Annotated in this window: 23 protein-coding genes; 12 read left to right on the top strand and 11 right to left on the bottom strand. The window is 33.8% G+C overall.

All coding sequences use genetic code 11. From position 1 onward, the window contains the following. Positions 1–66: 66 nt before the first annotated feature. Positions 67–1,062 carry an NAD(P)H-dependent glycerol-3-phosphate dehydrogenase gene (locus ACUSJC_RS05310; protein ID WP_449268515.1) on the bottom strand — a complete coding sequence of 332 codons (996 nt, stop codon included), beginning with the start codon at positions 1,060–1,062 and terminating at the stop codon, positions 67–69. Positions 1,063–1,334: 272 nt separating this feature from the next. Next, a complete protein-coding gene (locus ACUSJC_RS05305; protein WP_449268514.1) occupies positions 1,335–2,495 on the bottom strand; it encodes an iron-containing alcohol dehydrogenase in 1,161 nt (386 codons plus the stop codon). 117 nt (positions 2,496–2,612) lie between these two features. On the opposite strand from ACUSJC_RS05305, the gene ACUSJC_RS05300 reads away from it, so the two are divergent. The 4 genes from ACUSJC_RS05300 to ACUSJC_RS05285 all read left to right on the top strand — a co-directional run bounded on the left by ACUSJC_RS05300 (position 2,613) and on the right by ACUSJC_RS05285 (position 6,233). Beyond that, positions 2,613–3,296 (top strand): NUDIX hydrolase, encoded by a 684-nt coding sequence (locus ACUSJC_RS05300; protein ID WP_449268513.1) that lies wholly within the window; start codon positions 2,613–2,615, stop codon positions 3,294–3,296. 69 nt (positions 3,297–3,365) lie between these two features. Continuing rightward, entirely contained in the window at positions 3,366–4,193 is an 828-nt protein-coding gene (prs, locus tag ACUSJC_RS05295; RefSeq protein WP_449268512.1) for a ribose-phosphate diphosphokinase, read from the top strand. A gap of 1 nt (position 4,194) precedes the next feature. Beyond that, positions 4,195–4,716 carry an NADAR family protein gene (locus tag ACUSJC_RS05290; protein ID WP_449268511.1) on the top strand — a complete coding sequence of 174 codons (522 nt, stop codon included), beginning with the start codon at positions 4,195–4,197 and terminating at the stop codon, positions 4,714–4,716. A 68-nt stretch (positions 4,717–4,784) separates the two neighbouring features. Further along, entirely contained in the window at positions 4,785–6,233 is a 1,449-nt protein-coding gene (locus ACUSJC_RS05285; RefSeq protein ID WP_449268510.1) for a nicotinate phosphoribosyltransferase, read from the top strand. 29 nt (positions 6,234–6,262) lie between these two features. Here ACUSJC_RS05285 and nadD read toward each other — a convergent pair whose 3' ends face one another. From nadD to ACUSJC_RS05265, 4 genes are all read right to left on the bottom strand, one after another. After that, positions 6,263–6,844, bottom strand: a complete 582-nt coding sequence (gene nadD, locus ACUSJC_RS05280; protein ID WP_449268509.1) for a nicotinate (nicotinamide) nucleotide adenylyltransferase — start codon at positions 6,842–6,844, stop codon at positions 6,263–6,265. A 22-nt stretch (positions 6,845–6,866) separates the two neighbouring features. Further along, positions 6,867–7,451 carry a guanylate kinase gene (gene gmk / locus ACUSJC_RS05275; protein WP_449268508.1) on the bottom strand — a complete coding sequence of 195 codons (585 nt, stop codon included), beginning with the start codon at positions 7,449–7,451 and terminating at the stop codon, positions 6,867–6,869. Between the two features lie 47 nt (positions 7,452–7,498). After that, positions 7,499–8,359 carry a YicC/YloC family endoribonuclease gene (locus ACUSJC_RS05270; protein ID WP_449268507.1) on the bottom strand — a complete coding sequence of 287 codons (861 nt, stop codon included), beginning with the start codon at positions 8,357–8,359 and terminating at the stop codon, positions 7,499–7,501. Positions 8,360–8,543: 184 nt separating this feature from the next. Next, positions 8,544–8,897, bottom strand: a complete 354-nt coding sequence (locus ACUSJC_RS05265; RefSeq protein ID WP_449268506.1) for an arsenate reductase family protein — start codon at positions 8,895–8,897, stop codon at positions 8,544–8,546. A 169-nt stretch (positions 8,898–9,066) separates the two neighbouring features. Here ACUSJC_RS05265 and ACUSJC_RS05260 point away from each other — a divergent pair, with 169 nt between their 5' ends. Both ACUSJC_RS05260 and ACUSJC_RS05255 read left to right on the top strand, forming a co-directional pair. Continuing rightward, positions 9,067–9,525, top strand: a complete 459-nt coding sequence (locus tag ACUSJC_RS05260; protein ID WP_449268505.1) for a DinB family protein — start codon at positions 9,067–9,069, stop codon at positions 9,523–9,525. A 29-nt stretch (positions 9,526–9,554) separates the two neighbouring features. Then, entirely contained in the window at positions 9,555–10,703 is a 1,149-nt protein-coding gene (locus ACUSJC_RS05255) for a cystathionine gamma-synthase (protein WP_449268504.1), read from the top strand. A gap of 56 nt (positions 10,704–10,759) precedes the next feature. Here the strand turns inward: ACUSJC_RS05255 and ACUSJC_RS05250 are convergent, their stop codons facing one another. Beyond that, a complete protein-coding gene (locus ACUSJC_RS05250; protein WP_449268503.1) occupies positions 10,760–11,545 on the bottom strand; it encodes an alpha/beta fold hydrolase in 786 nt (261 codons plus the stop codon). A gap of 182 nt (positions 11,546–11,727) precedes the next feature. Between ACUSJC_RS05250 and ACUSJC_RS05245 the strand changes: the two genes are divergently transcribed. Next, positions 11,728–12,693: a helix-turn-helix transcriptional regulator gene (locus ACUSJC_RS05245; RefSeq protein WP_449268502.1), complete on the top strand. Its 966-nt coding sequence runs from the start codon at positions 11,728–11,730 to the stop codon at positions 12,691–12,693. Between the two features lie 30 nt (positions 12,694–12,723). Here the strand turns inward: ACUSJC_RS05245 and ACUSJC_RS05240 are convergent, their stop codons facing one another. Beyond that, the gene (locus ACUSJC_RS05240; RefSeq protein WP_449268501.1) at positions 12,724–13,209 is read right to left on the bottom strand and encodes a DinB family protein; all 486 of its coding nucleotides are present in this window, start codon (positions 13,207–13,209) and stop codon (positions 12,724–12,726) included. A 115-nt stretch (positions 13,210–13,324) separates the two neighbouring features. Then, a complete protein-coding gene (locus tag ACUSJC_RS05235; protein ID WP_449268500.1) occupies positions 13,325–14,617 on the bottom strand; it encodes an aminopeptidase P family protein in 1,293 nt (430 codons plus the stop codon). Positions 14,618–14,907: 290 nt separating this feature from the next. Here ACUSJC_RS05235 and ACUSJC_RS05230 point away from each other — a divergent pair, with 290 nt between their 5' ends. The 4 genes from ACUSJC_RS05230 (at position 14,908) to ACUSJC_RS05215 (ending at position 19,513) form a co-directional block, all read left to right on the top strand. Further along, on the top strand, positions 14,908–15,777 hold the full coding sequence (locus ACUSJC_RS05230) for a succinate dehydrogenase cytochrome b subunit (RefSeq protein ID WP_449268499.1): 870 nt from the start codon (positions 14,908–14,910) through the stop codon (positions 15,775–15,777). A gap of 15 nt (positions 15,778–15,792) precedes the next feature. After that, complete coding sequence (locus ACUSJC_RS05225; RefSeq protein ID WP_449268498.1) at positions 15,793–17,802, top strand: fumarate reductase/succinate dehydrogenase flavoprotein subunit; 2,010 nt, start codon at positions 15,793–15,795, stop codon at positions 17,800–17,802. A gap of 93 nt (positions 17,803–17,895) precedes the next feature. Further along, the gene (locus tag ACUSJC_RS05220; RefSeq protein ID WP_449268497.1) at positions 17,896–18,654 is read left to right on the top strand and encodes a succinate dehydrogenase/fumarate reductase iron-sulfur subunit; all 759 of its coding nucleotides are present in this window, start codon (positions 17,896–17,898) and stop codon (positions 18,652–18,654) included. 94 nt (positions 18,655–18,748) lie between these two features. Then, positions 18,749–19,513 (top strand): nitrilase family protein, encoded by a 765-nt coding sequence (locus ACUSJC_RS05215; protein ID WP_449268496.1) that lies wholly within the window; start codon positions 18,749–18,751, stop codon positions 19,511–19,513. A gap of 30 nt (positions 19,514–19,543) precedes the next feature. Here ACUSJC_RS05215 and ACUSJC_RS05210 read toward each other — a convergent pair whose 3' ends face one another. Continuing rightward, complete coding sequence (locus ACUSJC_RS05210) at positions 19,544–21,145, bottom strand: Ig-like domain-containing protein (protein ID WP_449268495.1); 1,602 nt, start codon at positions 21,143–21,145, stop codon at positions 19,544–19,546. Positions 21,146–21,211: 66 nt separating this feature from the next. Continuing rightward, positions 21,212–21,793 (bottom strand): ComF family protein, encoded by a 582-nt coding sequence (locus ACUSJC_RS05205; protein ID WP_449268494.1) that lies wholly within the window; start codon positions 21,791–21,793, stop codon positions 21,212–21,214. Between the two features lie 168 nt (positions 21,794–21,961). Between ACUSJC_RS05205 and ACUSJC_RS05200 the strand changes: the two genes are divergently transcribed. Next, entirely contained in the window at positions 21,962–22,768 is an 807-nt protein-coding gene (locus ACUSJC_RS05200) for a hypothetical protein (protein ID WP_449268493.1), read from the top strand. Positions 22,769–22,809 lie beyond the last annotated feature (41 nt).

Raw genomic sequence — 22,809 nt, 5'->3', positions numbered from 1 at the left:
ACTCTGAAATTTCATTTAACCTAATGATTTTCAGAGTTTTATAATTTTATTTCTTAAGAACGTGTCTTAATCCAGTTTTTCTGTTAATTTTTTAAATACTGTTTTAGGGTCTTTATTCTCATATAGAATTCCATAAACGGCATCGATAATAGGTGTTTTGGCACCATATTTTTGATTTAATAGGTAGGCACTTTTAGTAGCATAATAACCTTCGGCTACCATACTCATTTCCATTTGAGCTGATTTTACGGTGTAACCTTTACCAATCATATTTCCGAACATACGATTTCGGGAAAAAACAGAATATCCTGTTACCAATAAGTCACCCAAATAAGCCGAGTTATTGATGTTTCGCTTCATTTTGTGTACTTTTCGAATGAATTTCTTCATTTCGCGAATAGCATTACTCATCAAAACCGATTGAAAATTATCGCCATAGCCTAAGCCGTGAGCAATTCCTGCAGCAATGGCATAAATGTTCTTCAGCATAGCAGCATATTCAGTTCCTACGATATCATCAGAAGTTTTAGCTGTAATATAGTTACTACTAAGATTTTTAGCCATAATTTTAGCTTTTTTCAAATCGCCGCAAGCAATAGTAAGATAAGATAGTCTTTCCAGAGCTACTTCTTCTGCATGACATGGACCCGTAATAACACCAATGTTTTCATACGGAATATCATATTTCTCATGAAAATGCTGACCTACTATCAAACTGGTTTCAGGTACAATACCTTTAATAGCCGAAAAAATGACTTTGTGTTCTAAACTTTCGGTAAGTTTAGATAGCTCACCATCTAAAAAAGCAGAAGGAATAGCGAAAATAATATAGTCTGCAAATTTTACAGCTTCATTGATATCATTAGTTAGGTGAAGCTTTTTAATGTCAAATTCAACAGAACTTAAATAATTAGGATTATGTCTTTGGTGCTTTAAATGTTCAACAGCATAAGTGCTTCTCATATACCAAGCAATTTCTCGTTGGTTTTCACATAACATTTTGGCTATAGCCGTAGCCCAACTTCCTCCGCCTATAACGGCAAATTTGGGTTTTTCTTCCATTTGTTTACAAATTAAGGAAATTCAAAGGTATAACATTAAGTCGAGAAATAAAAAACGTTTTCGTTACCGATGTTTATCGGAAATACAAACTTTAACAAATTTTTAAAATGGAGAAAGACAATTAAAAGCTTTTATAGGTCGTTATTATCACAAAGTTCATGTTTATAGCTTTGCTACCTTTAAATAGTTTTTGGGTTAAGTCTATTTAAGTTTTGGTTGGTAAAAAAACGGTCTGATAAATTCAGACCGTTTTTTGTTTTCTATGAATAGAATTAGTAACTCATTTCCACAATTTCACGAACTTTTTCCGGTGTTACTTCTTGTTTTTCACCTAGACCTTTCCAACCGCGTTCTTCAAAGCGTTTTACGATAATTTCGGCAGTTTCCGAGTAGTTTTCGGTGTTTTCTGATATTTTGGTTTTCATTCCCATAGTGTGGAAAAAGGCAACTGTTTTTTCAATAGCCTGATGTGCGATAGTATCGTCACTTCCGGTTAAGTTCCAAACACGTTTTCCATATTGAGCCAATTTTTCTTTTTTACTTTCAAACATGACTTTGTAAAGATTTGGGCCAATGATTGCTAAAGTTCGGGCGTGATCAATTTCGTATAAAGCGGTTAATTCATGACCAATCATGTGTGTAGCCCAATCGGCAGGAACTCCTTTACTGATTAAACCGTTTAATGCCATAGTACAACTCCACATATAATTAGAAGCCAAACTATAATCGGTAGGATTTTCTACTACACGTGGTCCTATTTCAATTAAGGTTTGTAGAATTCCTTCGGCAATGCGATCTTGAAGGATGGCATCGTGGGAATAGGTTAAATATTGCTCCATGACATGAGTGAAAGCATCAACTACACCATTTTGCAATTGGCGCTTTGGTAGCGATTCAATAACTGTTGGGTCACAAATTGAAAATTTGGGAAACAAGGCACTTCCGCCTAAAGTTAATTTTTCATGAGTAGCCTCAATAGTAACCACAGCACCTGAATTCATTTCAGATCCTGTTGCAGGTAATGTTAATACTGTCCCGAAAGGAACGACTTCATTACTATCTTTGAATAAAATACGTTTTCTAAGAATATCAGCTTCATCACCTTTGTAATTTACGGCAGCAGAAATAAATTTTGTCCCATCAATAACGCTTCCACCACCTACAGCCAAGATAAAATCAATGTTTTCTTTGCGAATGATTTCAACTGCTTTCATTAGCGTTTCAAAGCGAGGATTAGGTTCTATGCCTCCGAATTCAATTACTTCTACGTTTTGTAAGGCATCTTTAACTTGATTGTAAATACCATTTTTAAAAATACTTCCGCCTCCATAAGTCAATAAGATCTTTTGGGAAGGAACTAAAGTAGAAAGTTTTGTGATTTGTCCTTTTCCAAAGACATAATTTACCGGATTGTATAATTCGAAATTGTTCATAGCTCTTGTTATTAAATTGTGTCTAACAAAGTTACAAAAAGCAAAATAGAACAACTGATAAGGGAATGTTAAGGTTATTTCTTTACTTTTGTGTATCAGTTACACAAAAGGTGAAATATGCAAGAAATAAGACTGGCAGTAGATGCAATTATTTTCGGATATAAAGAGATGGAGCTTTATGTTTTATTGATTCAGCAAAAGTTTGGAAGTCAAAATTCATATTGGGCACTTCCCGGAGGTTTGGTGAAAGAAGATGAATCATTAATAGATGCTGTAAAAAGAGAACTGCAAGAGGAAACAAATGTAAAAGTTAACTACTTGGAACAGTTGTATACTTTTGGTGATGATATTACGAGAGATCCCAGAAATAGAGTGGTTTCTGTTGCTTATTTTGGTTTAGTTGATCCGACCAAATTAATTTTAAAAGCAGATACTGATGCAGATACTGTTGCTTGGGCGAAAATCAAGAACGTCCCAAATTTAGCTTTCGATCACAATGAAATGATTACTAAAGCAATTATACGTTTAAAAGACAAACTAACATACAAACCTATTGGGTTCGGGTTACTTCCAGAAAAATTTTTGTTTTCAGAATTAGAGAATCTTTACACCACAATTTTGGAGAAAGAAATTGATCGAAGAAATTTTAGAAAAAAAATGTTGAGTTTCGGGATTATAGAAGAAACAGAAGAGTTTGCCAATAAAAAAAGTGGTAGACCAGCAAAGTTGTATAAGTTTAAATATTCTGAATATCAGAAGCTTGAAAGAGAAGGATTTCATTTTGAAATCAAATTTGCGTAAATTTTACACAAAAAGTTTTGTCGAGAAAAAAATAAAATATACATTTGTGTGAAATAAACGCAAAATATTATGTTTCTCAACTTAGACCCACACTTTAGTCCTTTCGGAAAACAACAAGAAATAGAATTCAATAGTTTTACTTTTTCCGGAGGTGAGCCACATATTAAAATTACTTTCAATTTTGATATTGATCAAGTGATTACGATTACTCACAGAATAAATTCATTTAATGATTTAGGATTGTTTTGTTTGGCTGTAGATGCTTTAAGAAGAATGGGCGTAAAAACAATTAATGGCTTTATTCCTTATTTTCCGGCTGCAAGACAAGATAGACTAATGGTAGTTGGTGAACCTTTGTCTGTAAAAGTGTATACCGATATTATAAATGCTCTAAATCTTAATAAGATACAGGTTTTTGATCCACACTCTGAAGTGACTCCTGCTTTGTTGAATAATTGTGAGGTTATTAGTAATCATGAGTTTATAAAAAAAGTGAAGAATAGAATAGGAGATGAAGTTTTGTTAATTTCTCCCGATGGAGGCGCTTTAAAGAAAATTTATAAAGTATCTGAGTATTTAGGAGGAGTTGAAGTAGTGGAGTGTAGCAAAAGCAGAGATGTAAAAACGGGAAAACTTTCCGGGTTTAAAGTGTATGCCGAAGACCTTCAGCAAAAGTCTTGTTTGATTGTTGATGATATTTGTGACGGTGGAGGAACTTTCGCAGGTTTGGCTAAGGAGTTGAAAAATAAAAATGCCGGGAAATTGTATCTGGCGGTCAGTCATGGAATTTTCAGTAAAGGATTTGATAGTTTGAACGATTTTGAACGAATATTTATGACCAACTCATTTAAGAACATTACAAATGATAAAGTTGAAGTAATCAACATCAAAATGTAATATGAAATATACCATTGAAAATATAGATGCAGAAAACAAGTTTCTTTTCTTTTGGGGGCATCAACCTTCTAAAGACGGCAATATCACCAAGACGTGTTTGAGTCAGTGGTGGGAAAGTAGTTTTGTTGTAGAAGGTGTAGAATACAAAACAGCAGAACATTGGATGATGGCTAAAAAAGCTGATTTGTTTGGAGATCAAGAGATTTTAGAAAAGATATTAATTTGTGAATCTCCTGCTGAAGCTAAAAAGCTAGGAAGAGCAGTTAAAAATTATGAAGATTTTATTTGGAATGAAAACCGATTTAAAATAGTAAAAGAAGGTAATTTTCATAAGTTTAGTCAAAATCAATTGCTTAAAGAGTTTCTTTTGAATACTAAAAATAGAATACTAGTAGAAGCAAGTCCGGTTGATGCTATTTGGGGAATCGGAATGGCAAATGACCATAAAGATGTTCATAATCCGGAAAAGTGGCAAGGATTAAACTTGTTAGGATTTGCTTTGATGGAGAAAGCTAATCTATAAAAGAATCCTTTGTTGTTTTTTTATAAAAAACAACAGGGTAACCTTTTGTGGTTATAAAAAATAAAAATATGAACCCAATATTATTAACGGACGGATACAAAGTAGATCATAGAAGACAGTATCCGGAAGGAACCAGTTTAGTATATTCGAACTGGACACCAAGAAAATCAAGAATTCAAAATGTAGATGAAGTGGTTTTCTTCGGTTTACAATATTTTATTAAAAAATACATTTTAGAAGATTTTCAAACGCATTTTTTTAATAAACCAAAAGAAGAAGTTACCAAAAAATATGCGCGCCGAATCAATAATTATTTGGGAGAAAATCAGGTAGGAATAAAGCATATTGAAGAACTACATGACTTAGGTTATATCCCAATGGTTTTTAAAGCGCTTCCTGAAGGTGCTTCTGTACCCATTCGCATACCAATGTTTACCATGTATAATACATTGCCCGATTTTTTTTGGTTGACTAATTATTTTGAAACTTTATTGTCTGCTGTTGTGTGGTTGCCTTGTAATTCAGCTACAATAGCAAAACAGTATCGAAAAGTGTTAGACAAGTATGCGGCAGAAACGTCATCTGTTCCCGAATTTGTAGATTGGCAAGCACATGATTTCTCAATGAGAGGAATGGCAGGAATTGAAGCTGCAGTAATTTCTGCAGCGGGACATTTGTTGAGTTTTACAGGAACCGATACCATTCCGGCTATTGAATTTTTGGAAGAATATTATAATGCCGATTCGGATAAAGAATTAATTGGTGGGTCCGTTGCAGCAACGGAACATTCAGTAATGTGTATGGGAACTACAGAAGGAGAATATGATACCTTTAAAAGGTTGATTTGTGACGTTTATCCTAAAGGGGTTGTTTCTATTGTTTCTGATACTTGGGATTTGTGGAAAGTGCTAACAGATTATCTTCCTAAATTGAAAGAAGAAATCGTTAATCGTGAAGGTAAAGTTGTAATTCGTCCCGATAGTGGTGATCCGATTTATATTTTATGCGGCAATCCGAATGGGAAAACAGTTGAAGAAAGAAAAGGAGTAGTCGAACTGCTTTGGGATACATTCGGAGGAAGAATAAATGAAAAAGGCTACAAAGAATTAATACCTCAAATTGGTGCAATTTATGGCGATAGTATTACCATTGATAGAGCGACTCAAATTTGTGAAAAATTGAAAGAAAAAGGATTTGCATCTACGAATGTAGTTTTAGGAATAGGATCTTTTACTTATAAATACAATACTCGTGATACTTTTGGTTTTGCCATGAAAGCTACTTACGGAGAAGTGAATGGAGAAGGACGAGCTATTTTTAAAGATCCTATTACAGATGACGGAACTAAAAAATCAGCTAAAGGATTGATGAAAATAGAAACAGATAACAATAAATATAAATTGGTTGATGAGGTTTCTTGGGAAGAAGAAAAAACAGGAGAATTGCAAGAAGTTTTTCGAGATGGAAAATTATTAATTAATCACACGTTAGACGAGATTCGTAAAAGAATGCAATAAAAGAAAAGGCTGAATTATTTTTAGCCTTTCTATTTTTTATAAAATAAATTATGTTCTACATACTCTAAAACATTTTCAGGAAGCATTGGTCTTACGCTTTTACCGTCTTTTATGCTTTTTCGGATAAAAGTAGACGAAAGCTCAATAACCGGAGCACCTACACGATGAATTTTAGGATGATTGATAAACTGCTCATCAATTTCTCCCGAATTCACTCTTGGATACACATAAACCTCATGATTTTGAAGAATGACTTCATAGTTTTTCCATTTATGTAGCGAATTCAAATTGTCTTCGCCCATAATCAAACAAAATTCGTACTTAGGAAACTTTTCTTGTAAATGCGCTAAAGTATTAACTGTATAATTCGGTTGAGGTAATTTGAATTCAATATCGCTCGGTTTAATTTTTTCATAGGCTTCCGTAGCCAAATGAACCATGTGTAACCGATGATAATCGTCTAATAAAGTGTTTTTTTGTTTGAGCGGATTATGGGGTGTTACCACCATCCAAATTTGATCTAAATCAGAATATTCAGCAAAATGATTAGCTATAATCACATGGCCTATGTGAATAGGGTTAAACGTTCCAAAATACAATCCGATTTTCATAAAATTAGTGGCTAGTTACTAATTACTTCTTAGATATAAATTCTTTAACCAATTGATAGGCTTCTTCTTTAGCAGTATCTAAATCATAATTCTTAATAATAGTGTCAAATTGTGGGGCAGTTGCTAGTTCAACGTGTGCTTTAGCAATTCGCATGTTAATCTTGTCTTCACTTTCTGTCGAACGTTCTTTTAAACGACGTTTTAATTCATCAACACTGGGCGGTTTCACAAAAACAGCTAACGTTTCTTCCGGAAATTTACGTTTGATGCGAAGTCCACCGGCTACATCAATATCAAAAATTACATGCTTTCCTTTGGCCCAGATGCGTTCCACTTCTGTTTTTAGCGTTCCATAGAAATTGTCGGTATACACTTCTTCCCATTCCACAAAATCTTCCGCTTTAATATGTTTTTTGAACTCTTCCCAAGAAATAAAATAGTAATCTTTTCCAGCTACTTCTTCACCGCGTGGTGCTCGGGTAGTGCATGAAATAGAAAATTCTAAATCTAATTCCTCTTTTCCTAATAAATACCTGACAATAGTAGTTTTGCCCGATCCGGATGGAGCCGAAAAAACAATTAATTTACCTTTTTGTGTTGAACTCATTTTGTAGTGTTGCGTTGTTATTTTTTTAAGTAGTTTTGATATGACAACTAAAGAACATTTAAAACTTGTTCTTTGATTTTTTCTAATTCGTCTTTCATTTTTACGACTAGCTTTTGCATACCCGCGTGATTCGATTTAGAACCCATGGTATTGATTTCTCTTCCCATCTCTTGCGAAATAAAGCCTAGTTTTCTACCATTAGCTTCTTTGCCTTCCATCGTTTGGAGAAAATAATCCAAGTGATTTCCTAAACGAACTTTTTCTTCCGTGATGTCCAATTTTTCAAGATAATAAATCAATTCTTGTTCAAAACGATTTTCGTCAACTGAAGTGCCTAATTCTGTAATGGCATTTTGTAAACGCTCTTTTACGTTTTGTATGCGCTCCGGATCAAGAGCTAAAGCTTCATCCATGTAAGTGCGGATATTTTGGATGCGTAATTTGAAATCTTTTTCCAAGCTCGCACCTTCTTCTGTTCTGAATTGATTGATGTTTGTCAGAGCTTCGCTTATGATGTTTTCAATTTGCTTCCACTCGTTCTCATCAATATCTTCACGCTCTGTTTTAAGAGCATCAGGCATTCTAACTGCCATTTTCATTAATTCCGTAGCATCAGCATCAGGAATAACTGCTTGCATTTGATGGATATAGCTTTTTACAATCGGAACATTTATTTTAGAAGTAGTTTCTTCTCCGGTAATTTCAACATAAAGCGAAAAATCGATTTTGCCACGTTCTAAGCTTTGTGAAACAGTATTGCGAAGGGAAAGCTCCATTTCGCGATAAACAGAAGGCATTCTCACATTCAAATCAAGCCCTTTGCTATTTAAAGATTTTATTTCAACAGTAATTTTCTTGGTTGGTAATTGTAAAAACGCTTTACCAAAACCGGTCATAGATTGTATCATATATTCGTGATATAGACTACAAAAGTAATTAATTGAAGCGGATAAGCCAAAAAGACTTAATATTCTGTCGTTAAAAGAAAAAGTCAGACATTAGTCTGACTTTAAGATAACGCTTTTATAATTATAGTTAGTGATTACAACAAAATATTGTGAAGCTAATATAGAAAAAGTTTTTTTGAATCAACTAAGAATTTAAAAAATCAGCTAATGCTTTTAAGTTTTTTGGACTGTTGCCAATAAAAATAGAATCATCGCTAATAATTACCGGACGGGCTAAAAAAGTGTAATGTTCTAAAATATAGCGTTTAAAATCGGCTTCCGATAATTTTTCGTCTTTCAAGTCCATTTCTTTATACAATTTCGCTCTTTTACTAAATAAACTTTCATAACTTTTAGACAATTTGTGCATTTCTTCCAATTGTTTAACCGTGATGGGGTGCTCTTTTATATCCTGAAGTTCAAAATCTTTTAAGTTAGGTATCGATTGTAAAATACGTTTACAAGTATCGCACGTTTTTAAGTAGTAAATCTTTTTCATGAAGTAGTATTTAGTACAAAAGTAAGAATTTGAAGCGAATGTTAAAGTTTGTTTGCCATTCATTTTCCCGCTATCCGCTTTACAAGGTGTCGCTGCTATCGGGGCTAAAGAGCAAATGAAAGGTCTATTTGTAAAGTTCTTTTCGTAACTTCGTTAGAAAATCAAAAATATGGAAACTACTTTTAGAATCAATCAAACCAGCCGACAAGTTTTAGCTCCTTTTTTAGAAGAACTTAGCTTGGAACAGTTAAATACTATCCCGCAAGGTTTTAGAAATAACATTATTTGGAACATAGGACATATTGTGGTAACCCAACAACTTTTAGTATACAAACTATCCGGTTTGCCAATGTATATTTCAGATGAAATTGTTGCAAAATATCAAAAAGGGACAGTACCAACATCTCCGGTTACACAAGAAGAAGTAAATGAAATAAAAGGAATGCTTTTCTCAACAATAGAACAGCAAAAAACCGATTTTGAGTTGGGTATCTTTAAAAACTTTTTTGAGTATACCACACAAACAGGGAATTTTACAATTCACAATGTGAAAGAAGCTTTCGAGTTCAATAATTTTCATGAAGGATTACACATCGGCGTTATTTTACAACTTAAAAAGTTAGTCTAATTAGCTAACTTTGTCCAAAATTTAAAATCATGAAGTTTAATACAAAAGCCATTCATGGTGGGCAGCATCATGAAGAAGTTACAGGTTCAGTAATGCCTCCTGTATTTCAAACCTCTACTTTTGCACAAGTGTCTCCGGGAAAACCAGTTGGAGATTATGAATATAGCCGAGCGGCAAACCCAACGCGTACTGCATTAGAAGATGCTTTGGCAAGCATTGAAAACGGAACGAAAGGGTTAGCTTTTTCATCGGGATTAGCAGCAACCGATTCTGTGTTGAAATTGCTTAAACCGGGCGATGAGGTTATTGCTATGGACGATTTATACGGAGGAACGTATCGTATGTTTAGTCGTATTTATAGTGAATTCGGAATCAAATTCCATTTCGTAGATATGACAAACCTTTCGGCATTAGAAGCTTTGATTAATGAAAATACAAAATTAGTTTGGGTAGAAACACCAACCAATCCATTAATGAAATTAGCGGATATTGCTGAGATTGCAAAAATTACGCAAAAATATCCCGATATTCTATTTGCAGTAGATAACACTTTTGCAACACCTTATTTGCAACGTCCTTTAGATTTAGGTGCTGATATTGTAATGCATTCGGCTACCAAATATTTAGGTGGACATTCAGATGTTATTGCCGGTGCTTTAATTGTAAAAGATGCAGCTCTTGGGGAGAAATTGCATTTTGCACAGTTTGCTACCGGAGGAACACTTGGGCCAATGGATAGCTATTTGGTGTTAAGAGGAATTAAAACGCTGCATTTGCGTGTGCAACGTCATTGTGAAAATGGACAAAAAGTTGCAGAATATTTGAATAATCATCCGGCTGTGGCTAAGGTGTATTATCCGGGGTTAGCTTCTCATCCTCATCATGATATTGCAGCTAAGCAGATGAAAGGCGGTTTCGGGGGAATGGTGACTTTTACATTTAAATCGGGTGCAAAAGAAGATGCTATACAATTCTTAGAAAAAGTGAAAGTATTTACTTTAGCAGAATCTCTGGGAGGAGTAGAATCTTTAGCAAATCATCCGGCATTAATGACGCATGCCTCTATACCTGCTGAAAAGCGAGCTGAAGTAGGCATTACAGATGATATGGTTCGTTTAAGTGTTGGTGTAGAAGATATTGAAGATTTACTTCAAGACTTAGAACAAGCATTGAAATAAGTTAAAAATAACCGGAAAGATACTGTTTAAAAAGTCTATTTTTTAAACAGTATCTTTTAAAAGATAGTTTTTAGAAATTTTAAAATTTCACGATTAGTCTCTTCTTTGTTTTCAAGGTAGCTCATGTGTCCTCCGTTAAAAACTAGTACTGTTGTGTTGGTTCCTTCAGCTTGCTGTAAAGTTTCTTTAAGATCTAAAACCGGATCTTTGTCGCCAATGATCAGTAATTTCGGAAAATCTGCTTGATGTAGAATGAATTCGCGGTCTTTTCGAAGTTTAATCCCTTCTTGAGTGGCTAGAATTCCTTGTAAAGATGTTTTGACAGCTTCATTTTTTACATGTTCAATTTCTTCTGCCATTGCGGTTTGATTGCTCTCACTAAATAAATTGACAATAGCCATGGAAATAGCAGCAATATGATTTTTTTGGAACACTTTTTTGGCTCGATCTCTATTTTTCTTTTTAGTTGGCGAATCTTCTTTTGTGGTCGAATTCAAGAGAACTATTCCTTTGACCATCTCAGGGTATAATTCAGTAAAAGCCAATGCTGTGTAGCCACCCATGGAGTGTCCAATTAAAACCGCTTCTTTAATTTTTAGATGTTGGAGCACATGAAAAACAGCATCAGCCATATCTTCCATCGTGTGGATGTAACCCAAACTTTCGGTTTCACCATGACCTAATAAATCAATAGCAACAACATGATAGTTTTTAGCCAATTCAGGTTCCAAATAACACCACATTTTTAGGTTCTCCAAGAAACCATGAAGTAAAACAACAGTGTTTCCTGAGCCGTTTTCGGTGTAGTTAATGATAGCTTTTTTATAATGGACTTTTTTCAAAAGAATCAGTTTTTGCAAAAGTAAGGATTAGAAAGCAATAGTAAGGTAATTATATTTCGAGAAAAGTATGAGTGTAGAAATGAAGTTTAGAAGGGTAAAAGAGGTAATAAGAAACGATAGATTGTGAATATTTATGATTAGGAATCCGATACAAATGGTTATTTTTGAGAAAACGAATTAGTATGCTTGATAATTCTCCGAAGCGGTTTGACCGGATTGTTGCCTTGCTCATACAATTGCAATCAAAAAGAGTTGTAAAAGCACAAGAACTGGCAGATCGTTTTGAGGTAAGTTTAAGAACAATCTATAGGGATATTCGCTCTTTAGAGGCTTCCGGAGTTCCGGTCTATGGAGAGCCGGGTGTCGGTTATTCATTAGTAGAAGGATATCGATTGCCTCCGGTAATGTTTACCCGCGAAGAAGCCGGTAGTTTTATTGCGGCTGAAAAACTGATGCAGACATTCATTGATAAAGAATTAGGAGCACATTACACTTCTGCTATGTTTAAAATCAAATCTGTCTTGAGAAACTCTGACAAGGATTGGTTGTCAGCTATTGAGTCAAAAGTTATTGTTCAGAGAACAGGAAGTAAGTTATTTAATGATGCTGTACCGGAAGCAATGGCCGTTCTTTTTGAAAGCATTGCTGATAAAACGCAAGTGAAATTACAATATCAGGCGTTTGAAGCTCAAGAAGTATCGGAAAGAACTATTGAGCCGGTTGGGATCTTTCACGATAATAATAACTGGTATGTGTTCGGTTTTTGTCATTTGAGAAAGGATTATCGCCAATTTAGGGCAGATAGGATTCAAAGTATTAAAATAACAAAACTTCCGTTTGTAAAAGAACATGAAGCTTTAGAAATATATCTAAACAAAGAAAAAGAATATCCTACTACAAAAGTGGTGCTTTTAGTAGATAAAAAGGTTTCCAAATATCTTGAAAATGAGAAAAAATACCATGGTTTTATTTCTCAGAAAAATGTAGAGGACAAGATAGAAATGACTTTTTTAAGTCGTGACATTGAAAATGGTTTCTCAAGATGGTTACTGATGTTTATGGATTTTGCCGTTATAGTCGAGCCAAAAAGGTTAAAAGAAAGGGTATTGGAATTATTAGAGAACTACAAAACAGGCTTGTTAACATAAACCCCGAAAAAACCTCGGGGTTTAGTTTTATTATAATTCTCTTTCCCAGAAAAAGGGAGGTGTTAGTCCAAGTGCTCTTAAATAGACGTAGGCTTGCCCTCTGTGATGAACTTCGTTATCAATGAAGTATAGAATGTTTTCAATGATCGGGAACTCATATTGCCCAAAAAGATTAAATGTTTTTTCAAAATCTTCAATAGAAAGTTTGCTCCAATATTGGTTGATCTCTTTTGTAGCTTCATCCCATTTTTGTAAGTATTGTGCTTTTGTGGTTAATGATGCGCTTTGTTCTTCTTGATACAGCTGTTCTTCTCTGTTTACAATTCCTTTTAATGCGGGAACAGCAATAGCCAAAAGCTCAGAGATTAATTGAGAAAAAGGACGCATTCCTCCAATAGAGAAATCAAAAAAATCTTTTTCAGGAAAAACCTCAATAACACGACGAGTTAAGGCACGGTGACCTTGCCAATGTTTTAACAGATGTTCAGGAGTGATTACTTGTGCATTAGTGTTCATATTGTTTGTTTTTTATGTTTATGAAACAAAATTAAAAACACAATATGACAACAGTTTGTCAGTAACTTTTTTTTGATTATAAAAAAATCGGTTCTACATAGAACCGATTTTCATTTTATAAATTCATCAAGCTTTCAATTTCGTCAGCTTCAATAGGAATATTTTTCATCAGATTAAATGGTTCTCCACTAGGCTGGATTACTACGTCATCTTCGATACGAATTCCGAAACCTTCTTCCGGAATATAAATTCCCGGTTCAATAGTGAAAACCATATTGGCTTCCATTGGCAAATGTAATAAACCGTAATCATGCGTGTCTAATCCCATGTGGTGAGAAGTTCCGTGCATGAAATATTTTTTATACGCTGGCCAATCAGGATTTTCATTTTGTACATCAGCTTTGTCTAATAAGCCTAAGCCTAAAAGTTCTGATGTCATGATTTTACCTACTTCAACATGGTATTGTTTCCAAAGATTTCCCGGAACCAACATTTTTGCGGCTTCGTTTTTAACTCTTAAAACAGCATTGTAAACTGCTTTTTGGCGATCTGTAAATTTTCCGGAAACCGGAATAGTTCTAGTCATATCACTAGAATAATTTGCATATTCTGCACCAACGTCTAATAGTAATAAATCGCCTGATTTACATTCTTTGTTGTTTTCAATGTAATGTAAAACATTAGCGTTATTTCCGCTGGCAATAATAGGTGTGTAAGCAAAACCTTTAGAGCGATTGCGTAAAAATTCGTGAGCAAATTCCGCTTCGATTTCGTACTCCATAACGCCGGGTTTTACAAAACCTAAGATTCTTCTGAAACCTTTTTCGGTAATGTTACAAGCCGTTTGAATCAATTCCAATTCTTGTGGTTCTTTAACAGAACGCAATTTTTGTAAAATAGGATTTGATTTTTCTACTTTATGAGCCGGATAGTTTTCTTTGAACCATTTGATGAAACGATCTTCTCGAGTTTGCGTTTCAATAGTAGCGCGATAATGCTCATTGGTATTTAAATACATAGTATCAGCATAGGCTAATACTTCTTTTAAGGTTTTGTTAAAATCTTGTAACCAAATCACATTTTTAACCCCAGAAACCTCAAAAGCTCTTTCTTTGGTTAATTTTTCACCTTCCCAAATAGCGATATGCTCATTGGTTTCTCTTAAAAATAAAATCTCTTTTAAATGCTCGTAAGGCGCATCAGGAAAAAGCAATAAGATACTTTCTTCTTGATCCACTCCACTTAAGTAGAAAATATCTCTATGTTGAGCAAAAGGTAAAGTACTGTCTGCACTTACCGGATAAATATCGTTAGAATTAAAAACAGCAACACTGTTAGGTTTCATTTGAGCCGCAAACTTTTTACGATTTTTGATAAATAATTCGCGGTCTATAGCCTGATATTTCATAATAATATAAGTATAGATTTTTAATGTATCAAAGGTAAAAAGATAATTATGTAAAAGCTGTTAATTGGATCTAAAAAATAAATTTAGATAACATATATGTATACTAAAATAGCAATAAAATTTTATTTTTATCTTTTAGTTTGTGATTTTTTTATTTGTAATTTAAAGTGTATCAGATAGTTGTGATATATTTTATATTGATTATAAATTAAGACTAAAAGGTTGTAGTTAAAATCAAATAAGCGTATTTTTGTTTGATTTTTATAAAACTATTACAATCAAATAAAATTATGGCAAAATCAGCGCTTTTAAAGTCATCTATTGCAAAGAAATATTGGATGGCTCTTACAGGTTTATTTTTATGCTTGTTTTTGGCAGGTCACTTGGCCGGAAATCTACAACTGATTTTTGGTACGGCAAAACAGTTTAATGAGTATGCTTTGTTCATGACTACCAATCCAGCAGTAAAAATTTTATCGTACTTAACGTATATCTCAATTATATTCCACGCTGTAGATGGAATATTGTTAACATTTCAAAACAAGGCGGCTCGTCCAGTTGCTTATGTTAAAACAGATGCAGCTGCAAATAGTGGATTACCTTCTCGCTATATGGCTGTTTTGGGTACACTTATTTTAGTGTTTATTGCAACGCACATGGTTAATTTTTGGGCGAAAATGCATTTCGACAAACACATTCCTTTAATGAAACAAAAGGTTTCTGTACAAGGTCAGCCAGAAAGAGAGTTTTATGTGGGTACAGCTGAAGGACAATATTATATGGTGGATCAAGTAGCATTAGAAAGTGAAACTAAAGATTCAACTAATATGATGATGCCAAAACAATTGAAAATTGTAAACACAACTGAAGTTTACAATGCAATGGCTGATATCAAAATCGGAAATGTTTACAAAGATTTACACAAAATCACTGTTGATTTCTTTAGAGATCCAAAACTAGGGTTAGTGTTTACTCTATTTTATGTTTTAGCAATGGCTGTTTTGGCTTTTCACTTATGGCATGGTTTCCAAAGTGCATTCCAATCATTAGGAATTAACAACAGTTTTACGCCAACTATCAAGTTGATAGGAAGAGCTTTCGCAATCATAGTTCCACTATTGTTTGCTATTATTCCTTTATATATTCACTTTACAAAATAATCAACACATATTATTATGAAGTTAGATTCTAAAATACCTGAAGGACCATTAGCACAAAAATGGACTGATTATAAAAATCACTTAAAATTAGTTGCTCCTAATAACCGCCCGAAAATCGACATTATTGTTGTAGGAACTGGTTTGGCTGGTGCTTCGGCGGCTGCCTCATTAGGAGAAATGGGATATAATGTAAAAGCATTTTGTTTTCAAGATTCTCCTCGTCGTGCACACTCTATTGCTGCACAAGGAGGTATCAATGCTGCAAAAAATTATCAAAACGATGGTGATAGTACATATCGTTTATTTTATGATACAATTAAAGGAGGTGACTACCGTGCACGTGAAGCAAACGTTTATCGTTTAGCTGAAGTTTCTGGAAATATTATTGACCAATGTGTGGCTCAAGGTGTTCCTTTTGCTCGTGAATACGGAGGAACTTTAGATAACCGTTCGTTCGGTGGGGTACAAGTAAAACGTACATTCTACGCTGCAGGACAAACAGGACAACAATTATTATTAGGAGCGTATTCCGCTTTATCAAGACAAATCGGTTTAGGACGTGTTAAAATGTACAACCGTCACGAAATGTTAGAATTGGTAAAAGTTGACGGAAAAGCTCGTGGTATTATTGCTCGTAATTTAATTACTGGTGAAATTGAAAGACATTCGGCTCACGCTGTAGTAATTGCTTCCGGTGGTTATGGTAATGTTTACTTCTTGTCTACAAACGCAATGGGAAGTAACGTAACAGCGGCATGGAAAATCCACAAACAAGGAGCTCACTTTGCAAATCCTTGTTATGTGCAAATTCACCCAACTTGTATTCCGGTTCACGGAACAAACCAATCTAAACTAACCTTGATGTCTGAGTCATTACGTAACTCAGGACGTATTTGGGTTCCAAAGAAAAAAGAAGATGCAGAAGCAATAAGAGCAGGGAAATTAAAACCGACTCAAATTGCTGAAGAAGATAGAGATTATTTCTTAGAAAGAAGATATCCTGCTTTCGGTAACTTAGTGCCTCGTGACGTAGCTTCAAGAGCTGCGAAAGAGCGTTGTGACGCTGGTTACGGTATTGAAAACAATGCTACTGGTGAAGGTGTTTACCTTGACTTCTCTTCTGAAATTAAAAACAAAGGAAAAGAAGTAGCGTATGCTCACGGTAACCACAATCCGTCTGAAGAAGAAATTATCAAATTAGGTAAACAATGGATTGAAGAGAAATATGGTAACTTGTTCCAAATGTATCAAAAGATTACAGATGAGAATCCATACGAAACTCCAATGAAGATTTATCCGGCGGTTCACTATACTATGGGTGGTGTTTGGGTTGATTATAACTTACAATCATCAATTCCTGGATGTTTCGTTGCCGGTGAAGCTAACTTCTCTGATCACGGTGCTAACCGTTTAGGAGCTTCTGCTTTAATGCAAGGTTTAGCTGATGGTTACTTCGTATTGCCTTATACAGTTTCTAACTATTTGGCGGATGAAATTCGTACAGGGAAAATTTCTACAGATTTACCTGAGTTTATTGAGGCTGAGAAAAAAGTTAAAGATCAAATTGCAAAATATTTGAACAATAACGGTTCTAAATCAGTAGATCATTTCCATAAAGAATTAGGTCACATCATGTGGAATAAAGTAGGTATGGCTCGTAACGAACAAGGTTTAAAAGAAGCTATTGAAGCTATCGATAAATTACGTGCAGAGTTCCATAAAGACGTTTATGTTCCAGGTTCAGCTGATGAATTAAATCCTGAATTGGAAAAAGCATTCCGTGTGGCTGACTTCTTAGAATTAGGTCAATTAATGGCAATGGATGCTTTACAACGTAAAGAATCTTGTGGTGGTCACTTTAGAGATGAGTACCAAGATGCTGAAGGAGAAACACTTCGTGATGATGTTAATTTCTCTTTCGTAGGAGCTTGGGAATACAAAGGTGAAGATATTAAACAAGAGGAATTACACAAAGAAGAACTTAAATACGAGTTCATCAAAATCGCAGCTAGAAATTATAAATAGTAATTAGCCATTAGTGAAAAGTAAATAGTAATTAGTTTTATAATTTGCTAATCTCACTAAGGACTCATCACTAATCACTTAAAAAGAAAAATCATGGCTTCAAAAAATATCAATATCAATCTTAAAGTTTGGCGTCAAAAAAACGCTAAGACTAAAGGAGGAATGGAAACGTATAAATTAGATAATGTTTCAACAGACAGTTCCTTTTTAGAAATGTTAGACCAATTAAACGAACAATTGGTTACAGAAAAGAAAGAACCGGTAGCATTTGATCACGACTGTCGTGAGGGTATTTGCGGTATGTGTTCTTTATTTATCAATGGGCGTGCACACGGACCGGAAACTGGAATTACAACGTGTCAGTTGCACATGCGTAAATTTAAAGACGGAGATACTATCTACATCGAACCATGGAGAAGTAAAGCTTTTCCAGTAATAAAAGACTTAGTAGTAGATAGAAGTGCTTTTGATAGAATTCAGCAAGCTGGTGGTTTCGTGTCGGTAAATACTTCAGGTAATACTATTGATGCAAACTCTATTCCTGTGCCTAAATCAGATGCAGATAAAGCTTTCGAAGCTGCTGCTTGTATTGGCTGTGGTGCTTGCGTGGCTACTTGTAAAAATGGTTCAGCTATGTTGTTTGTAGGTGCTAAAGTATCTCAATATGCTTTATTGCCTCAAGGACGTGTTGAAGCTACAGATCGTGTACTAAACATGGTTCGCCAAATGGACGAAGAAGGTTTCGGGAACTGTACCAATACAGGAGCTTGTGAAATTGAATGTCCTAAAGGAATTTCTTTAGAAAACATTGCTCGTATGAACCGTGAGTTCTTAAAAGCTAGTTTAAAATAAATATATTTCGTTTAGAAATTAATTATAAAGCAACCTGCTAGATTACGTCTGGCAGGTTTGTTTTTTTAAGTACATTTGTCAAAAATCGATTACTATGAGAGTTGCTTTAGTTCAAACAGCACTAGTTTGGGAAAATCCAATTGCAAACCGATTAAATTTGGAAAGTAAAATTTTGTCGACTTCTAAAAAGTTCGATATGTTAGTTTTACCCGAAATGTTTTCTTCCGGTTTTACCATGAATCCTGAGCGAGTTGCTGAAACAATGGATGGAGAAACTATTCAATGGTTAAAAAGTTTGGCAAAAACCAAAAAAATAGCCATTACGGGAAGTTTGGTGATACAAGAAGAAGGTAAGTTTTACAACCGATTGGTTTTTGTATTTCCTAATGGAGAACTTCAGTTTTACAACAAACGTCATTTGTTTACTTTAGCAGGAGAAGAAAAAATTTATACCAAAGGGCAAGAAAAATTAATAGTAGAATACAAAGGATGGAAAATCTGTCCGTTGGTTTGTTACGATTTGCGTTTTCCGGTTTTTGCTCGAAATGTAGAAGAATATGATTTGTTATTGTATGTTGCCAATTGGCCGAAACCAAGAATGCAAGCTTGGGATGCTTTGTTAAAAGCAAGAGCTATTGAAAATATGAGTTATGTAATAGCGGTGAATAGAATCGGAACTGATGCTAATGGAATGCCTTATGTGGGGCATTCACAAGCTTTAGATGATTTAGGCAACGAATTGATTGCGCCTTTTGAAGAAGATGATATTAAAGTAGTTAAGCTGGATAAGGATAAAATGTTGGCGAACCGAGAGAAGTTTAACTTTTTGAATGATAGAGATACATTCAATATAGAATAAAAAAAGCAGCTTTTAGCTGCTTTTTTTATTCTAAAAATCTTGATCCCAGTCCCAACTAGCCCTTACTTGAACTGTTTTGGATAGGTATTCTATTTCTTCGGCTTGGCGTTTTTCCAAAAAGTTCCCGGTATCCCATTTTCCATTTCCATTGTCATCATAAATGACTCTTAAGGTATATTCACTCGGTTCTAATGCTTTAAAGAATAAGGTTCGTTCTCCTGTAGAAGTCAAAGAATCTTTTACTTTTCCGTCACTTGTCAAGATTTCTAAAATCAAAGGAAAACGTTTAACGGATTTCAAATTGACTTTTAAGTTACCGTAATCATCATAAGAGCTAGTTGCAAAATTTATTGAAATGGTGTCGCTTTTTGTATTATAAAAATCTTCAAAAGCTCCAGGAAGAGCCGTTAAATTATATTTTTCTTCTTCTTTTTTCTCAAAATCAAATACAATTTCTCTTTCATATAAATCATATTTTAAATCAAAAGGAACTGCCACAGAATCTTTATTAATTAATTTGATTTTTTCTTTATCAATTTTTTCTAATGGAGTTTCAGTCACTAAAGTAAAGCGGTCTCTAAAGTGTAAAGTTCCTTTTTGTTTTGCAGCGATAGAAAGTGAATCAGCTGTTTTCTGCTCTTTAATCTTTGTGGTAAAATCTTTAGTGAAATCACCTTTGGAAACAGTAATATTAAGCGAATCAGCTTTTACAAATGGAATAAAAAGTTGTACCGAATCTTTTCCGGTTTGCGGAAATTTTGTCATTCGAAAAGGGACTTCTTCACCAGTATTTTTTATAGTTATCTTAGCATCTTTAGGTTCACCTTCAAATCCCATGTACAGTTTATTAGTTGTTTCTTGTGAAGGTTTTGATGCTTTAAAAGGAGTAGTTTCTTTAAAAAGCTCCAATTCAAAAACTGTATCATTAGGGATAGTAATAGCTTGTTTCAGGAAGCCGATTTTATCCGTTTTTGGGTCAAACTTATAGTTGCTGTTCTTGTCTTTTAAAGCAACAATGTAATAGCTGCCTTCTTTTAAGTTTTCGAGTGCAAATAATTTCAAACTGTCTAATGTATTAGTCACATAAAGCGGACTTTCTTTGTAAACAGTTGAATCGGTATATGTTTTGGCATCATACAATTGAACAGAAACAAAATTATCTGGTTTTTGCTCCACCGCATCTTTAATTTTCCCAACAATGGTCAAAGAGTCAATATAACTTCCGGTAGAAAAAACATATTTGTATTGAGAATAAGGATTCCCTTCGTTGTTATCAGTAATACTTTGACCAAAATTAAAACTATACGTAGTATTAGGCTGAAGAGTATCTTTAATTTTAATGGAAATGAATTTACTGGCACTTCCCTGAGGCAAAATAGTAGGCTGATTTTTCATAGGAGGAGAAATAATCAACTGTTTACTAATGTCTTTTACTTTTATCAGTTCGGTAAATGTGATCCTGATTTCTTCTGCATTAAAATTCGTCATATAGTTTTTTGGAGAGGAATATAGAATTGCAGGAGGAATAGTATCCTTTGGACCTCCTGTGATAGTTCCTCGTTTGGCACAGCCCGTAAAGACAATAGTAAAACTTAAAACACTGAATATGACAATAAAATAAATCTTTTTCATGTTGTAAAAATAATTCGTCACAAAATAACAACTATTATTAGTATGATGCCAAATTTTTAAATTTATTTATGATAAGGTATATGCCATGGTAATAATACTTATTTTGCTATTTGGAATTTCAAGTAATGCTTTTCCACATGCTTCAAGGGTTGCTCCGGTCGTTAACACATCATCAATAATCAAATAGTGTTTCCCATCATCTTTACTGCTAAAGTTAACGGCGAATACATTTTTTTTATTCAGTTGCCTGTCTTGTTTATTTTTATGAGTTTGGGTCTGAGTATAAACTTTTCGTTCCAAAATACTGTTGTTATACTCAATATTACATTGATTAGCTAAAGTTTGAGCAAAGGTTTCTACTTGGTTGTAACCTCTTTTTCGTAATCGTTTTGAGTGCAAAGGAACAGGAACAATACAATCAACATTAAATTCAGAAATTATTTTTGAAATATCACTTGAATAAAGAAGAGCTAATTCAGTTCCAATATTAGTTTTTCCTTTGTACTTCAAATGATGTATTAGATTCTTTACCTCATTATAATGAGTGAAATACAAAAAAGAACAACAAAACTCTATGGGTAAAATACCATAAAATTTTTGGATTGATTCATTTTGAGTCGGATTAATATGATGAAAAGTTTTTGGCAAATTATGCTTGCACTTAGTACAAAAAACTTTTTCATTTAGTATGAGCAGATCGTTACAACCTGTACAGATATCCGGAAAAATTAACTTTAACAGATTTTTTAGCATTTTGTCGATAAATAAAGTGAAACACATTGAAAATCACTTAATTTAATAAAAAAATTTCAACAAATGCCTACAAAAGCAGTAAACAATTTAAAATACTTAACGCTTCTTATTAGCGTATTGTCTGTTTTTGCGTCTTTTGGTTATCTAAGTGTTTACCAAAAATATAAAATGTTGAGTAGTAAAGCTACAATTGAAAGTCAGTTACTTCAAAACCAGTTGGATGAAATGATTAAGAAATATGATTCAGTACATTATGTTTTAGAACAAGGAAACGTAATCACAGTAGTTTCAACTTCTAAGGTCATTGAACCTATGAAGTATAAAATTGACAGTAATCGTATTGTAGAACAAATTAACGTACTTAAAACAAGAATTACTAAAGATGAATCAAATCTGATAGAATTAGAAAAAAAAGTTCAAAACAGTAAAGACATTTTAAAGAAATTACAATCTTTTAAAAAAGCGGATGAGCGAATTGATCCCAATCGACTAAATGCAGTAAATGTCAATGCAAGAGGAGTTAAAATTTTATCTAATGTTTATAAAGATAACAAGCGGAGTAAGATTCAGGAGATCAGAGTTTGTTTTACCCTAGAGGCTAGCGATTTTGTAATGCCCGGCACTAAAAAAATTTATATTCAGGTAGTTAATCCGGATGGAGAAACAATTTCTGTTAACAATACGTATGTAGAACAAAACGATATTAAACTACATTATAGTGGTTTTGTCGAAGCGTTTTATAACAAAAAAGATACTGATGTATGCGCTTATGTTCCCTTAGAAAGAAATAAAATTGAAAAAGGAACATATAAGATCAATATTTTCAATAATTTTCTAAAAATTGGCGCAACAACCTTCCAGTATAATTAAGTTTTTAATATTTCTTAAAAAACTTTTCTAAATATCATTCC

It is taken from the genome of Flavobacterium sp. U410 (assembly GCF_053570605.1).
Note: the sequence above shows the minus strand (reverse complement) of the source record. Positions and strands in the feature narration are given on the sequence as shown.

What these genes read in the sequence shown, in the direction of transcription:
- ACUSJC_RS05230 (WP_449268499.1), top strand. Translation starts at nt 14,908, where the DNA reads ATGGCAAAATCAGCGCTTTTAAAGTCATCTATTGCAAAGAAATATTGG.
- ACUSJC_RS05270 (WP_449268507.1), bottom strand. Translation starts at nt 8,359, where the DNA reads ATGATACAATCTATGACCGGTTTTGGTAAAGCGTTTTTACAATTACCA.
- ACUSJC_RS05210 (WP_449268495.1), bottom strand. Translation starts at nt 21,145, where the DNA reads ATGAAAAAGATTTATTTTATTGTCATATTCAGTGTTTTAAGTTTTACT.
- gmk (WP_449268508.1), bottom strand. Translation starts at nt 7,451, where the DNA reads ATGAGTTCAACACAAAAAGGTAAATTAATTGTTTTTTCGGCTCCATCC.
- ACUSJC_RS05260 (WP_449268505.1), top strand. Translation starts at nt 9,067, where the DNA reads ATGGAAACTACTTTTAGAATCAATCAAACCAGCCGACAAGTTTTAGCT.
- ACUSJC_RS05255 (WP_449268504.1), top strand. Translation starts at nt 9,555, where the DNA reads ATGAAGTTTAATACAAAAGCCATTCATGGTGGGCAGCATCATGAAGAA.
- nadD (WP_449268509.1), bottom strand. Translation starts at nt 6,844, where the DNA reads ATGAAAATCGGATTGTATTTTGGAACGTTTAACCCTATTCACATAGGC.
- ACUSJC_RS05225 (WP_449268498.1), top strand. Translation starts at nt 15,793, where the DNA reads ATGAAGTTAGATTCTAAAATACCTGAAGGACCATTAGCACAAAAATGG.
- ACUSJC_RS05220 (WP_449268497.1), top strand. Translation starts at nt 17,896, where the DNA reads ATGGCTTCAAAAAATATCAATATCAATCTTAAAGTTTGGCGTCAAAAA.
- ACUSJC_RS05245 (WP_449268502.1), top strand. Translation starts at nt 11,728, where the DNA reads ATGCTTGATAATTCTCCGAAGCGGTTTGACCGGATTGTTGCCTTGCTC.
- ACUSJC_RS05240 (WP_449268501.1), bottom strand. Translation starts at nt 13,209, where the DNA reads ATGAACACTAATGCACAAGTAATCACTCCTGAACATCTGTTAAAACAT.
- prs (WP_449268512.1), top strand. Translation starts at nt 3,366, where the DNA reads ATGTTTCTCAACTTAGACCCACACTTTAGTCCTTTCGGAAAACAACAA.
- ACUSJC_RS05265 (WP_449268506.1), bottom strand. Translation starts at nt 8,897, where the DNA reads ATGAAAAAGATTTACTACTTAAAAACGTGCGATACTTGTAAACGTATT.
- ACUSJC_RS05285 (WP_449268510.1), top strand. Translation starts at nt 4,785, where the DNA reads ATGAACCCAATATTATTAACGGACGGATACAAAGTAGATCATAGAAGA.
- ACUSJC_RS05300 (WP_449268513.1), top strand. Translation starts at nt 2,613, where the DNA reads ATGCAAGAAATAAGACTGGCAGTAGATGCAATTATTTTCGGATATAAA.
- ACUSJC_RS05305 (WP_449268514.1), bottom strand. Translation starts at nt 2,495, where the DNA reads ATGAACAATTTCGAATTATACAATCCGGTAAATTATGTCTTTGGAAAA.
- ACUSJC_RS05200 (WP_449268493.1), top strand. Translation starts at nt 21,962, where the DNA reads ATGCCTACAAAAGCAGTAAACAATTTAAAATACTTAACGCTTCTTATT.
- ACUSJC_RS05290 (WP_449268511.1), top strand. Translation starts at nt 4,195, where the DNA reads ATGAAATATACCATTGAAAATATAGATGCAGAAAACAAGTTTCTTTTC.
- ACUSJC_RS05215 (WP_449268496.1), top strand. Translation starts at nt 18,749, where the DNA reads ATGAGAGTTGCTTTAGTTCAAACAGCACTAGTTTGGGAAAATCCAATT.
- ACUSJC_RS05310 (WP_449268515.1), bottom strand. Translation starts at nt 1,062, where the DNA reads ATGGAAGAAAAACCCAAATTTGCCGTTATAGGCGGAGGAAGTTGGGCT.
- ACUSJC_RS05235 (WP_449268500.1), bottom strand. Translation starts at nt 14,617, where the DNA reads ATGAAATATCAGGCTATAGACCGCGAATTATTTATCAAAAATCGTAAA.